Below are 13,010 nucleotides of genomic sequence, written 5' to 3' on the forward strand. Positions count from 1 at the left end.
TCAGGGGACCGGAACCGCCTCAATCAGGCCCTGGATCACCTGTGCGGGTGCCATGGTGGGAGACTCCACCAAGCGTAGCCGGTGCCCGGCCACCGAGGGCAGAATGGCCTGTACGTCCTCGGGCATCACGTGATCCCGGTGATTCACCAGGGCCCAGGCCTGGCAGGCCCGCATCAGGGCCAGACCCGCCCGCGGGGACAAGCCCATCTGGTAGAGGCCTGGCTGGCGAGAGTAGGCGATCAGGGCCTGGAGGTAATCCAGCAGGGCGTCGGAGACATGGATGCGCGTCACCTGTTCCTGGAGCTGGGCCAGTTGGTCATCCTGCAGTTGGGCCGGCAACTCTTCCAGCAGTTCGCGTCGGTCCCGCCCCCGTAACAGGGCCCGTTCCGACCGGGCATCGGGATAGCCCACGTGAATCCGCATGAGGAATCGATCCATCTGGGACTCGGGCAGGGGAAAGGTGCCGATCTGTTCCTGGGGGTTCTGGGTGGCGATGACGAAAAAGGGCTCAGGCAGGCGTCGAGTGACCCCCTCCACGGTGACTTGCTGCTCTTCCATGGCTTCGAGCAGGGCGCTTTGTGACTTGGGCGTGGCCCGGTTGATCTCGTCTGCCAGGATCAGTTGGGAGAAGACCGGTCCTGGGTGAAACTCGAACCGCTGGCGCTCGCTGCTGAACATGGACACCCCCAGGATGTCCGCCGGCAACAGGTCGCTGGTGAACTGGATTCGCTGGAACTGCAACCCCAGGGTGCGGGCCAGGCCATGGGCCAGGGTGGTCTTGCCCACGCCGGGCAAGTCTTCCACCAAAAGGTGCCCACGGGCCAGCAGGCAGGCCAATGACAGGCGCACGGGGGTGGCCTTGCCATAGATGACCGTGTTGAGTTGCTCCAGTACGGCGTCGATGCGGCGGGTCAGATCCGTGGGCATTTCGTGGGTAGTCACTGTGCATCCATCCTCATGGCGTCTTCATCATCCATCCCACAGGGGGATGGGCGGCATTAACGCTTCAGTTCCTTCACCCGGAAGGTCATGGCCTTGGGGGTTTCTATCGGCGCGTCCAGACCCTTGCGGGAAAGACGGGCCAGGGGTTTTTCACACCTTCACAGTCTGGCAAGCTGGCGGATCGGGTTCAATGCCTCGGCCCGTATACCCGTACCTGTGGAGAAAAAACGTCATGCATCGAGCCATTGTGTTGAACAAGAACGATGAGGGAGTCATCGCCAGTGTCCAGTCTCTCACGGATGCCGATTTGCCCGAGGGGGATGTGACCGTACAGGTGGCCTATTCTACTCTGAACTACAAGGATGGTCTGGCCATCACCGGCAAGGCCCCGGTGGTGAAGCAATATCCCATGGTGCCGGGTGTCGATTTCTCCGGAACCGTCGAATCCAGCGATCATCCTGACTTCAAACCCGGCGACGCGGTCATTCTCAATGGCTGGGGTGTTGGCGAGGGGCATCCTGGTGGCATGAGTCAGAAGGCTCGGGTGAAGGGCGAATGGCTGGTGCCATTGCCCTCCGTGTTAACCCCGCGCCGGGCCATGGCAGTAGGAACCGCGGGTTACACGGCCATGCTCTGCATGCTGGCCCTGGTGCGCCAGGGTGTTACGCCGGATAAAGGGGATGTGCTGGTGACGGGTGCCAATGGGGGCGTAGGCAGCGTGGCCGTGGCCTTGCTGGCGGGGCGTGGGTTCAATGTGGTGGCGTCCACCGGCCGAATCGAGGAGGCGGGTCATCTCAAGGCCCTGGGTGCGTCGGAAGTCATCCACCGGGATGAACTCTCGGGTCCGGGAAAGCCTCTGGGCAAGACCCGTTGGGCCGCAGCGGTAGACACAGTGGGCAGTCAGACCCTGGCCAACGTGCTTTCCACCACCCAGTACGGCGGCAGTGTCGCGGCCTGTGGCCTGGCCCAGGGCATGGATCTGCCCACGACGGTGGCACCGTTCATTCTGCGTGGAGTGAATCTGCTGGGGGTGGACAGTGTGTATGTGCCCATGGAGCGGCGCGTGGAGGCCTGGGACTGCATCGCCACGGAACTGGATACGAACAAGCTGGAGTCCATGACGACTGAAGTGGGTTTGGACGAGGTCATTCCGCTCGCAGAGAAAATCCTGTCAGGGCAGGTGCGCGGTCGTACCATTGTGGATGTAAACCGTTAACCTGGCCCCATCACGCGGCCTCGCTTGGGGATGGGTTAGCGTGGAGGTGGGGTGGCCTGAGGGCTGGGTCGGGGCAGGGCGATTTCAATGCGGGTCCCGACCCCCAGGTCGGAGTCGATCCACATGCGCCCGTTGCAATGGCTCACCACCCAGTAGGCCTTGGTGAGGCCGAAGCCGCCGCCTCGGGTGGGCTTGTCACGGACATTGTCGCCGCGCACGCCAAACTCCACGATATCTTCGATCTGATGGGCAGGAATCCCCACACCGGTGTCATCCACCACAAAACGAACCTCGTGATCCGTCTCTTTCAGCCCGGCCAGGATGCGTCCGCCGGGCGGGGTATATTTGCGGGCGTTGGCCAGCAGGTCGCGCATCACATCCTGGAAAATGGCGGGCACATACAGGTGCTCGCCTTCCAGGTTGTCGATGTCCACCTTGATGAGGTAATCCTCTGGCTGTTGCTCGGCAATGTTCTGGATGATGCGATACCGGCCCTTGCTGTTCTTTTCGATGGCCATCAACAGGTGCCAGAAATCCATGCGTAGCGGGTCCACCTCCAGCCAGGTCCAGCCAAGTGGTTTGTCCGAGCGGGCCTCCAACTCGCGTACCCGCGTTCCAAGAATCGCAAGAACGGACTCGATATTATCGGCGGAGGCACGCAATTCCGCGTCGGGGGGCGTATTTTCCAGGCCCTGGGTGATCAGGGTGTGGATGCGGTTTTGCAGGGACTGGGGGTCGGCCAGCCACGGGGCTGCCCGTTCCGGGTTCTGCAGGGCGTTGGCAAATTCATGCACCAGCGCCAAGGCTTCCTGAATGGGCCGGGAATCTCCCAGGCCGTAGGCCATCAGATCCAGTTCACAGGCCAGGATGTTGAGCACATTGAGAAAACTGTGCATGTCGATCAGGGCTTCCTGCTCTGCGTTCAGATCCAAAGCCCTGGTGATTTCGACCACAGAGAACTCCCGAGAGAGGTGAAGAGACGACTTCGGGAGTGTAAACGATCCTCAATCAGAGTGTGACGTGCAACACACTCTGAATGGGGGGCATTGGAGTGCCCCCCACGATAAGGCCGACGAACGGTATCAGTCTTCCTTCAACTCTTCGGCGGACTCTTCCACTTCCTCGGCGGCATCATCCACCTCGCGCCCTGCCTCCTCGGCGGGGCCGGGTTCATCAACCATGTCGCTCACGCGCTCGGCTGCCTCTTCGGCTGTTTCTTCGGTAGCCTCCACGGCATCATCGAACCGTTCCTGGGCTTCTTCCATGGTTTCGTCCACGGATTCGCCAGCCTCTTCGGCCGGACCCGGATCGGAGCAGCCCACCAGCAGGGCGAAGGGCAGGGCAGTGATAATGCCCGTGATGACGGCCGGAAGCAATTTGCGATGTGTCATAACTAATCTCCTTGATCGGTGCATCAACCGACGATTCAGAAATGGGGTACGGGGTCGCTGAATTGTATGCCTATTTCGTGGCAAAAGGCAGAGCCGTTGATCACGTTTTCTGCACCCTGGGGGGATGCGTGATCTGCCTCATTCCCCACCGCCTTCCACTGAACTATGATTGGCGAAGCTGTGCTGTGAGTGATGTCGCAAGAACGACATTCAACCAAAAAAAGGCCCCGTGTCACGCGCTGGACTCGGGGCCTTTTCAGGATAAGATAATGGAGGCTGGGGTCGGAATCGAACCGGCGTACACGGCTTTGCAGGCCGCTGCATAACCACTCTGCCACCCAGCCTTTGAGCTACCGGGGAAATTCAGTATCCCCGATGGTCAAACAAAAAACCCCGGCAGCGCCGAGGTTTTGAGAAACTTTGGAGCGGGAAACGAGACTCGAACTCGCGACCCCAACCTTGGCAAGGTTGTGCTCTACCAACTGAGCTATTCCCGCGTCGCTGATGGGTGCGTATTCTACAGACCCGCGTGCCACTGTCAACCTTTTTTTATCTTCTTGAAAAAAAAGGGTTAGTCTCGGGCAGTCGTTTGGGCTTACGGCCTTTGCAGGCGGATCACGTACGCGTTGCCGCGTTGTTCGCCCACCTGCGAGAGTGCGTGGGCCAATGCGGGGTCGTCCTGGTTACGGGGAGAGGCGGTGGCCTCGATATGCACCCGGCCCTGGGTGAGATGGCCGGTAATCTTCCCTTGCAAGGCGAGGGGTCCCCCCTGGTCAGTGAATGTCCCGTCAAATTCGTGACCTTGGGCGATGAAGTCACCCGTCAGATTCCCCAGCCTGACAGATCGATCCGCCTGGATGACGGCGTTGTTCCAGTGGAGTCGGCCACTGGCGGAACGGATCTCTCCCTCGTCGGTGAGTTCGAGCCGGTGCAGGTCCAGGGACAGGATTCCGCCCAGTTCCGCATCGTTCAGACCCGCACTCCGCAGCATGCGCCCCAGGGTGGCGGCGGACATACGACCCTGGCCGTCAGCGACGCGCCAGCCCGACAGGCCGCGGCTGGCTACCCCCTGGAACTGGCCATCTGCCGCGCTTGCCTCCACATCTGCCACGATGCGCCCGGTGATGGTCTGCAGGGGGCGCAGTTCCCATTGGAAATCCGCGGGGCCCAGATCCACTCCGGCAACCCGTGGCAGGCTCACCTGCTTGATCTGCCCGCGACCCAAAGATCCCCCCACATCCATCCTGGCCAGTGGTGCGGGCAATGGCAGGTGACGCCCGGCGGTCTCTTGCAGAGTGGTCATGGGGGTCTGGGCCAGCACCCATACCGCTGAGGTCAGGAGGATGGCCAGCAGGAACAAGCCAATGAGGAACATCAGGAAGAGTCGGCGCATCCCGTGAGTATACCGGGCGCAAGCGCCGGCCCCAAAGGTTTGTCATGTTCGGGTATTGGTATTTCCAATGAGAACGATTATGATTCGCTATGTCGTTACCTGATTGGCAGTGAGCGGGTCTCACAGTGACGCCGCGGTGGGGCATGCAGCCCTATCAAGGCAACTCCGCTCATAGTGATTTCTAATTTTTCCCTGCTCACTTTCTGTAAGGGCTATACCAATGATTCACGCAATGAAGAAGAATCTTGTGCTGTCTGGCGCTGTGACAACCCTCGTTTCAGGACTGCTTGCACCTGTGACTGCTCAGGCCGAGTTGGAATTCAATGTCGGCGTGTTCAGTGACTACATCGATAGTGGAGAGAGTGGCTCGGACAATAACGCCGTGGTGCAAGGTGGGGTGGTCTATGCTCACGAATCGGGCCTTTTCACGGGTGTGGGCATGTCCACTCTGGGTCCGGGCGAGGGGCAGGAGGTGGCGCCCTTCCTGGGTTATGGCTTTACGGCAGGTAAACTCGATTTCGGCGTCGCCTATGAGTACGTTTACTATTCAGAGCTCGAGGACCGGTATGAAGCCGAGATTATCGGTGCCGTTGAATATGCCTCCATGTACGCTGAGGTGGGCTACCTGACCCATGCCCATGATCGTGATGCGGAAGGCGACACCGCCTATGTGATTGGTGCCAGTCATGCCTTCATGCCTGATACCTACCTCAATGCCGAACTGGGCTACGATGATCCCAACAAGGATGATGGCACCACCTTCTGGAGCGTGGGTGTGAGCCGAGCCGTCGAGGTGGGTGAGATCTCACTGACCTATGCCTCGCGCGATGAAAACGATGCTCAGGATCTGTTTGTGGCCGGCTACGCCCTGAGCTTCTGATCGTCTGCCCGGGCAGTTGGGCTGCCTTGGCATCTGGCGTATCACACACATCATTTCCGCTATCATGATGGCGGAAATGATGTGGCTGGCAGCTCAGGTTGGAGCGAGTCGCTACACCTGCAGAGCCTGCCCCCACGCATCCAGCAGCTCCCGGGACATGGCGCACACCGCCGAGCGCGGTTCCAGATCCAGCGCAGCGGGTGCCTGGCCCTGAAGCGTGGTGTGGTGGCCACCGGCCTCGGTGAGGATGAGCTGGCCGGCAGCGTAATCCCAGAGGTTTTGCTTGCCGTGCACGTATACGGCAAACCGACCGGCTGCCACCCAGCACCACTCCAGGGCGACGGAGCCAATGGATCGCTGTGAGGCGTAGGGCGGTTCGGTGGCCAGTTTAATGGCCAGTGGGTGGGGCAGGCGCTTGAAGTCCACCGCGGCCACCGCCCGGGACAGCTCGGAGACGCCAGCCGGATCGATGATGAGAGGCTCCCCATTGAGCCATGCCCCCTCACCGCGAACGGCCGTGAAGGTCTCCCGGCGACAGGGATCATGGACCAGTCCGAATACCACCCGACCGTTATCCATCAGCGCCAGGGCGGTGGCATAGGCGGGTAGGCCCGCACGGAAATTGCCGGTGCCGTCCAGGGGATCCAGCACCCACAGGGGGCGTTCCCCCTTCAGGGCCTCCTGCTGGGCCTGCGGCGTCATCTCCTCACCGAGAAACCCGATCCCGGGATGAAGCTCCGCCAGCCAGTCCTGCAGCTGGCGTTGAATGGCAATATCCGTGTCGGTTACCCACGAACCATCGGTCTTCAGGTGCCCGGATCGGTCGGCCTGGTTCAGTAACTGGTCCACCCGCTGACACACGCCCTGGGTGATGGAATGCCAGTCCAGCGACGTTATGGTGGGGGAATGATTTTTCATCACTGGATCATAAACGAGAATCCGCTCACGATGCAGTGCCGGGCCGTTGCCGCAGCTCGCTGATTGCTACCAGAATCCCCCACCATGCCAAGGAGTTCGATCTTGAATATTGCTGTCCCCGCCTGGTTGAATCGGTTCCGCCCCACACCCTTCATCGATGACACCACCCGTGCCTGGATCAAGGACGTCCGTGAGTGGGCTCTGTTGCAACAGGACGATTGTCGCCCCCTGGACCAGGCACACTTGGTGATGCCCATCCGCGAGCATTTTCCGGCTGAAGTTCAGGACCCCCACAGCGCTGCTGTGGCCACCTTCGAATCCATCCGCCAGCACGCCGGGTTTGAGGGCGTGCCGATGCGACTGGTGCCGGCCGGCACCGGGGCCCACTTCCCGACCCGGCCCAGCGAGGCGGAACCACTGGTGCTTGAATACGATCCACGCCTGTGGACCAGCCGACAGGCCCTGGTGGCGCAACTGGCCCGGGATCTGGCTGCCTGGTGGGTGTTTACGCGCCCCAGTCCAGCCCCGGCCCAGCAGGGCAATGAGGCCCACGTGGCGGAACTGGTGGCCGTATGGATGGGGTTCGGCATCTTCATGGCCAACACTGCCTTCATCGCCCGGGTGGGCGGTTGTGGTAAATGCGCCGGCCCGGCGATGGATCGCTCTGCCTCTTTGGGGCGACCGGAGATCGCCTACGCCCTGGCGTGCTTCTGCCTTGACAGGGGTATTGCGCCTCGTGAGGCAAGGTACTTTCTTGAGGCTCCCCTGAAGGGGCTGTTCCGCCAGGCGAGGCGCTTGACGTAGGAGGGCGCGGAGCGGGCTACCCCCAACCCTGTGGCATCCACCACGTCACCATCACCGGGATGAAGGCCAAGGCAAACAGGGTGCTGAGCAGGGTGGTGCCGGCGGCCTGTTGGGGATGGGTTTTGAGGATGCTGGCGATGACCACCGTGTTGGCGGCAACGGGGGTGATGGAGAGCAGGAAGAGGGCCTGGTGGACTGCCAGGTCGTAAATGCCCAGCCAGTGTGTATCCATCCACGCAAATGTCAGGGCCAGCACCGGCCAGCTGATGAACTTGCCCGCAAAGGCCAGCAGGGTAAAGCGACCACTGCCCACCACCCCCCGGAGGCCCAGGATGCTCATGCCGATGATCATCATCCCCAGGATGCTATAGGCCCCGCGCAGGTTGTCGAACAGGGGGTGCAGGGTATTCGCGATGCCGATGTTGTTCAGATTGAGCATCACGCCCAGCAAAAAGGCGTACAGCGATGGCAGTCGCGCCACCTTGATCATGCAGTCGCGGATACCGAAACGCCCCCGCGCCGCCAGGTAAAAGCCCACCGAAGTCTCGAACAGGGTGGTCCCCAGCATGCACAGGATGTAAATGCTCAAGCCTTCGGTGCCGAATAGCAGCAGGGCCACGGGGATGCCGAAATAGCCGCTGTTGCCCGTGCCCACCGACAGGGGGATGAGCGAGGCGGTGCTGTCCTGAAGCCAGCGCCGGGCGACGTACAAATGGCTCAGCGCAATGAGGGTGCAGAATCCGAACACCATCACCGGCAACAGGATCACGCTCGGCGACAGCGGGGCCTGCATCACCCCGGCAAAGATCACCGATGGGGTGATGATGTAAAGCATGATCCCGGCGATATGCCCCCCGCTGGCCTGGAGATAACGCCCGGCCACCCAGCCCAGGGCAATGGTGATGTACAGGGGGAGGAGTTGGGTAAAGAGGGAGAGGGTGGTGGTCATGGGGACATGATAAGGCCCGCTGACCCTCCCATGTTCGCCATATGGCTCATGCCTGATGCGAGACCGTTGCATCGAGTTGTGACAAAGGGCGGGCTGAATACCCGCCCCTGACTGATCATGGGCGTGCCGGGCGGCTTTTGTCCTGGCCCGCCAATGCCAGGCATCGTGCAATCTCCTGCAGGGATTCCGGATTGGCCAACGCACCCAGGTTCTCCACATCCGTTTCGCCCTGAAGCATTCGGGCGACGGCAAGCTCCACCTTCTTGCCGCTGCGCGTATAGGGAATCTGGCTGACGGCATGGATCCTGGCCGGTACATGGCGCGGGCTGGCGTTGGCACGGATACGCGAGCGTATGCGCTTCTCCAGTTCCGGTGTGAGGGTCTGATCCGGCGCCATGACCACGAACAGCACCACCTCCACATCACCATCCTCATGGGGAGCCCCCACCACCAGGCTGTCGGCCACTTCCGCAATGGTTTCCACTTGCCGGTAGATTTCCGCAGTGCCGATGCGTACCCCGCCAGGATTGAGCGTGGCATCGGATCGCCCGTAGATGACTGCGCCGCCGTGTGGTGTGAACTGGATGAAATCACCATGGGCCCAGATGCCGGGGTAGGTGGCGAAGTAGGATTTGCGGTAACGGGCCCCGTCCGGATCGTTCCAGAATCTAACCGGCATGGCCGGGAAGGGGGTCACGCAGACCAGTTCACCACGATCATGTCCCGCATCCCGGCCATCCGGGGTGTAGGCTCTTGCGTCCACACCCAGCATGCGACACTGGATTTCACCCCGCCGTACCGGCAGCAGGGGCGTGCCACCCACGAAGCAACCGCAGATATCGGTCCCGCCGGAGATGGAGCTGAGCATCAGGTCCGCCTTCACGCTGTGGTACACCCAGTCGAAATCCTCGGGCAGCAGGGGAGAGCCGGTGGAAAAGAGGGCGCGCAAGGCCGACAGGTCATGGGCATTGCCGGGTTCCAGATCGGCCTTGCGACAGTTGCCCAGATATTTGGCGCTGGTGCCGAAATGGGTGACACGTTCCTGGGAGATCAGGGACCACAGGCAATCCAGGTCCGGGTGCGCCGGTGACCCGTCGAAAAGGACCAGGCGTGCACCGGTGAGCAGTCCGGAGGCGAGCCAGTTCCACATCATCCAGCCGGTGGTGGTGAAATAGAAGAACGTGTCTCCCTCCCCTAGATCGGCATGCAGCAACAATTCCTTGCTGTGATTGAGCAGCATGCCGCCGGCTCCATGGACGATGCACTTGGGTACGCCCGTGGTGCCGGAGGAGTAGAGGATATAGACGGGGTGATCCGCCGGGAGTTGTTCAAATACCGGTGTGGCCTTGGGGTGGGCGCTCAGCGCAGTTTCCCAAGGCACAAATAGAGAATCGTCCGGGTGGCCCAGTTCTGGCAGCATGGATAGACTCAGCACACGTTGAATCCCCGGAATCTGCCGTGAAAGTTCGCGGTTCTGGTCTGTGCGATCAAAGACCTTGCCGTTATAGCGATAGCCATTGGTGAGGAGCAGGACCTTGGGTTCAATCTGCCCGAAACGGTCCACAATGGCAGAGACACCAAAATCCGGTGATGCCGAACTCCAGATGGCACCCAGACCGGTGGTGGCCAGCATACCTACCAGGGCTTCGTGGGTATTGCCCACGACGCCTGCCACACGATCTCCTTGAGTCACGCCCTGTTCCTGCAGCCATGCCTGCAGCGAGGCCACCCGAGCGAGCAGAGTGGCACGATCCAGCCGTTTATCTTCCCGGGATTCGCTGGTTTCCAGTACCACCTCTTCACTGGGGTTGCCATGGATGGCGTGGCGCAGCAGGTTTTCGGCGAAATTCAGCCGGGCACCTGCGAACCAGCGGGCTCCGGGCATGGCGGTCGAGTCGAGCACCTGGTCAGGATCGCGACTGGCGCGCACCCCGGTATAGCGCCAGATGCTGCCCCAGAACGCCGAGGGATGACTCACGGACCAGCGATGCAGCTCGTGATAGTCCTGGAAGGGCCCGTGGCCCTGCTCCACGAGCCAGTCCCGATAACGGGCCATGGCACTTTGGGTGAGTTCCCGGGGCCCCGGTTGCCAAAGAATCTCCTCCTGCATGCTCATGCCTGCCTCCCCGTCTGATTGAGATTGATCCATGCTCGCCTGACCGTTACACAAAGCAACGTTTACGTTTGGGTAATATAGTAATTGACGTTATCGTAAACGTAATCTAGCCTTATCTGCGTCTTGGCGCAATGGCGTTGAGGTGAGTGAAAGGCATAACGACGAAAATCACCATTGGGAGGATGAGGTATGATGGGTATCAAGTCCGGATATCTGGCGCTGGCAGGCCTGTTGGCTGCGCCCAGTGCATGGGCTGTTGAGTATGACTTCAGCGGAGACATCGATGTACGGGCCTTCGGCCGTCTGCCGGCTGCGGGGAGTTATGAAAACGGTTTCGAGCAGCGGTTGCGGGTGCAGTCGGAGATTCGCCTGCAGGATGGCGTGAGTGTTCACGCGGGTGTAAACCTCATCAACGACACCTGGCGCGGGGATCGCTCAGGGGATGTGGATACGCTGCAGCAGAGTCAGCCGTTCACCTTGGGACGTGATCATCGCACGGTGACCCTGGACTATGGTTATGTCCAGATCCCTCTGGGGGACTGGAGCCTGCGCGCCGGTCGTCAGATCGCCAACTGGAACTTCGGTATCACCGTGGCCGATGACCGTCGCGACCGGATCATGATCCTGGGTCCAGTGGCCGAGGGCGTGACCTTCCTGGCAGGGGGGGACCAGCGCCAGAAGGGGACTCTGGATGACCGCAAGGATGATGGCTACCTGGTGTTCGCCGGTTTCGTGGGTAATACGAACGACTGGTCATGGGGGGCACTGCTGGGGCATTACGTGGGTGATGACGAAAAAGACAATGCCGGAGATTATGAAGGCGGACGGTTCTATGCCCCGCGTGATGGCACGCTCGTCTCCCCTTGGGCGCAGGGCGAACTGGGTCCGGTCAAGGTGACTACAGGTGCCCATTATCTGGGCGGTGGTGACGCGGTCTACACCAACGATACCTTTGCCGGCTTCCTGCGGGGCGGGTTCGAACTGTCCGACAACTTCAATCTGGAGGCACAGTATTTCTTCAATATCGGTGGATCCCTGATTGAATCGGGCTTCGATACCTTCTCCAGTCTGATCCATAGCAGCCCACGCCACGATGCCTCCGCGACGTACGTCGAGGCATTGGACATGCGAGGGCTCGGCGAGGTATCACGGGAATTCAGTGCACTGGATGATCAGGACATCGACCGGCACCTGCTGGCCGTGCGTGGTACCTATAGCCCCCGTGACAACTGGCAACTGAAACTGGCCGCCGGGTCGGTGCGCTATGACGGCATGGCCCCCAATCTGGGACAGACGGGGGATGACCCGGGTCGGACCGAGGATGTGGTTTTCGGTGACATTCAGGTGCACTACGACGTGACACCGTCCACCAGCCTGTGGGCCACTTATGGCTATGCGGATACCGCAGACCTGATCGACGGGCGTGACAGCGTGGATGCTGTGAGCCTGAATCTCAGAACCCGTTTCTGAAGCACTGATCGGGTCGCCCCCGAAGTTGGCGGGCGACCCGGTCCCGATGCTTGCAAGGAGTTGCCGATGTCCTCTCACATGCAAACCCTGGCTCGCCGGTATGCCGAGGCGGGTCTGCTCGACCATCTTCGCCTGGCGCTGACCACGCGTGGGCTCGATCCAGACTGCCTCTCCTGTGACGACATTGCCGCCATTGACCAGTTGCACGTGGGGGGGCGTGCTGCGAGTCGTGCCCTGGCAGCACGGGTCGGGCTCGAGGCGGGAATGCGGGTACTCGACCTGGGGTGTGGCACCGGTGGTACCACTCGCCTGCTGGCGGCGGAGCATGGCGTCAGGGTGGTGGGTGTGGATGTCACCGGCCCCTATCTGGAGGTGGCGGATTGGTTGAGCAAGGCCACCGGGCTCGAGGATTGCACCAGTTTCGTGCATGCAGATGCCCAGCACCTGCCTTTTTCCCCGGCCACCTTCGATGGGCTGTGGTCACAGCACACCCTGATGAATGTACCGGATCCAGCCGTCGCCCTGAGCGAGGTACGTCGGGTGCTGGTTCCCGGCGGGCAGTTGTGGCTTCATGAGGTGGTGCAGGGACCATCCACCACTCCTCCCCTGTTCCCGGTGCCTTGGGCAGATGATCCGGCCCACAGTCACCTGTTATCCCTGGATGCACTCCAGAGTCTTTTGAGTGCCGCCGGTTTGCGCCCTGTGCATGTGGAAGATGTCAGTCAAGTGGCATTGCAATGGCGGCGCAAGCACACCCGGCGCGAAGCGGGGCGCGAGGACAGTAGCCCTGGAGAATCAGCGCCGCTATCCCCAGAGCTGATATTTGGTCAGAGATTCCTGGAAATGGGGCGCAACGTGATGCGTAATCTGGAGATGGAAAGGATTCGGGTGGTCATGGGCGCCTGGGTGAGAATGGACTGAACCGGCGCGC

Annotated in this window: 12 protein-coding genes and 2 tRNA genes; 5 read left to right on the plus strand and 9 right to left on the minus strand. The window is 61.3% G+C overall.

Translation table 11 applies throughout. The features are described from left to right. Positions 1–927, minus strand: a complete 927-nt coding sequence (locus tag LPW29_RS04660; RefSeq protein WP_238627104.1) for an AAA family ATPase — start codon at positions 925–927, stop codon at positions 1–3. A gap of 247 nt (positions 928–1,174) precedes the next feature. Here LPW29_RS04660 and acuI point away from each other — a divergent pair, with 247 nt between their 5' ends. Next, entirely contained in the window at positions 1,175–2,158 is a 984-nt protein-coding gene (gene acuI, locus LPW29_RS04665; RefSeq protein WP_238627062.1) for an acrylyl-CoA reductase (NADPH), read from the plus strand. A gap of 35 nt (positions 2,159–2,193) precedes the next feature. On the opposite strand, the gene LPW29_RS15600 is transcribed toward acuI, so the two are convergent. From LPW29_RS15600 to LPW29_RS04690, 5 genes are all read right to left on the minus strand, one after another. Beyond that, on the minus strand, positions 2,194–3,111 hold the full coding sequence (locus LPW29_RS15600) for a sensor histidine kinase (RefSeq protein WP_238627063.1): 918 nt from the start codon (positions 3,109–3,111) through the stop codon (positions 2,194–2,196). A 129-nt stretch (positions 3,112–3,240) separates the two neighbouring features. Next, positions 3,241–3,549 (minus strand): hypothetical protein, encoded by a 309-nt coding sequence (locus tag LPW29_RS04675; RefSeq protein ID WP_238627064.1) that lies wholly within the window; start codon positions 3,547–3,549, stop codon positions 3,241–3,243. A 270-nt stretch (positions 3,550–3,819) separates the two neighbouring features. Continuing rightward, positions 3,820–3,893, minus strand: a tRNA-Cys gene (locus LPW29_RS04680). Positions 3,894–3,970: 77 nt separating this feature from the next. Continuing rightward, positions 3,971–4,046, minus strand: a tRNA-Gly gene (locus LPW29_RS04685). Positions 4,047–4,144: 98 nt separating this feature from the next. Then, positions 4,145–4,942 (minus strand): type II secretion system protein N, encoded by a 798-nt coding sequence (locus LPW29_RS04690; protein ID WP_238627065.1) that lies wholly within the window; start codon positions 4,940–4,942, stop codon positions 4,145–4,147. 232 nt (positions 4,943–5,174) lie between these two features. On the opposite strand from LPW29_RS04690, the gene LPW29_RS04695 reads away from it, so the two are divergent. Continuing rightward, positions 5,175–5,822 (plus strand): TorF family putative porin, encoded by a 648-nt coding sequence (locus tag LPW29_RS04695; protein WP_238627066.1) that lies wholly within the window; start codon positions 5,175–5,177, stop codon positions 5,820–5,822. Positions 5,823–5,933: 111 nt separating this feature from the next. On the opposite strand, the gene LPW29_RS04700 is transcribed toward LPW29_RS04695, so the two are convergent. Beyond that, entirely contained in the window at positions 5,934–6,740 is an 807-nt protein-coding gene (locus LPW29_RS04700; RefSeq protein ID WP_238627067.1) for an inositol monophosphatase family protein, read from the minus strand. A 102-nt stretch (positions 6,741–6,842) separates the two neighbouring features. Between LPW29_RS04700 and LPW29_RS04705 the strand changes: the two genes are divergently transcribed. Continuing rightward, on the plus strand, positions 6,843–7,544 hold the full coding sequence (locus LPW29_RS04705; protein ID WP_238627068.1) for a hypothetical protein: 702 nt from the start codon (positions 6,843–6,845) through the stop codon (positions 7,542–7,544). 16 nt (positions 7,545–7,560) lie between these two features. On the opposite strand, the gene LPW29_RS04710 is transcribed toward LPW29_RS04705, so the two are convergent. Next, positions 7,561–8,493 (minus strand): AEC family transporter, encoded by a 933-nt coding sequence (locus LPW29_RS04710; protein WP_238627069.1) that lies wholly within the window; start codon positions 8,491–8,493, stop codon positions 7,561–7,563. A gap of 115 nt (positions 8,494–8,608) precedes the next feature. Continuing rightward, positions 8,609–10,609 (minus strand): acetoacetate--CoA ligase, encoded by a 2,001-nt coding sequence (locus LPW29_RS04715; RefSeq protein WP_238627070.1) that lies wholly within the window; start codon positions 10,607–10,609, stop codon positions 8,609–8,611. 189 nt (positions 10,610–10,798) lie between these two features. On the opposite strand from LPW29_RS04715, the gene LPW29_RS04720 reads away from it, so the two are divergent. Next, positions 10,799–12,079 carry a hypothetical protein gene (locus tag LPW29_RS04720; RefSeq protein ID WP_238627071.1) on the plus strand — a complete coding sequence of 427 codons (1,281 nt, stop codon included), beginning with the start codon at positions 10,799–10,801 and terminating at the stop codon, positions 12,077–12,079. A gap of 66 nt (positions 12,080–12,145) precedes the next feature. Continuing rightward, positions 12,146–13,000 (plus strand): class I SAM-dependent methyltransferase, encoded by an 855-nt coding sequence (locus LPW29_RS04725; protein WP_238627072.1) that lies wholly within the window; start codon positions 12,146–12,148, stop codon positions 12,998–13,000. Positions 13,001–13,010 lie beyond the last annotated feature (10 nt).

Origin of the sequence: Ectothiorhodospira sp. 9100, from assembly GCF_022227565.1 — a bacterium.
GTDB classification, from domain to species: Bacteria; Pseudomonadota; Gammaproteobacteria; order Ectothiorhodospirales; family Ectothiorhodospiraceae; genus Ectothiorhodospira; species Ectothiorhodospira marina.

Bases quoted from the DNA above. Each gene is read 5' to 3' on its own strand.
- LPW29_RS04690 (WP_238627065.1), bottom strand. From the start codon at position 4,942: ATGCGCCGACTCTTCCTGATGTTCCTCATTGGCTTGTTCCTGCTGGCC.
- LPW29_RS04720 (WP_238627071.1), top strand. From the start codon at position 10,799: ATGATGGGTATCAAGTCCGGATATCTGGCGCTGGCAGGCCTGTTGGCT.
- LPW29_RS04695 (WP_238627066.1), top strand. From the start codon at position 5,175: ATGAAGAAGAATCTTGTGCTGTCTGGCGCTGTGACAACCCTCGTTTCA.
- LPW29_RS04700 (WP_238627067.1), bottom strand. From the start codon at position 6,740: ATGAAAAATCATTCCCCCACCATAACGTCGCTGGACTGGCATTCCATC.
- LPW29_RS04715 (WP_238627070.1), bottom strand. From the start codon at position 10,609: ATGAGCATGCAGGAGGAGATTCTTTGGCAACCGGGGCCCCGGGAACTC.
- LPW29_RS04675 (WP_238627064.1), bottom strand. From the start codon at position 3,549: ATGACACATCGCAAATTGCTTCCGGCCGTCATCACGGGCATTATCACT.
- acuI (WP_238627062.1), top strand. From the start codon at position 1,175: ATGCATCGAGCCATTGTGTTGAACAAGAACGATGAGGGAGTCATCGCC.
- LPW29_RS04710 (WP_238627069.1), bottom strand. From the start codon at position 8,493: ATGACCACCACCCTCTCCCTCTTTACCCAACTCCTCCCCCTGTACATC.
- LPW29_RS04725 (WP_238627072.1), top strand. From the start codon at position 12,146: ATGTCCTCTCACATGCAAACCCTGGCTCGCCGGTATGCCGAGGCGGGT.
- LPW29_RS04660 (WP_238627104.1), bottom strand. From the start codon at position 927: ATGCCCACGGATCTGACCCGCCGCATCGACGCCGTACTGGAGCAACTC.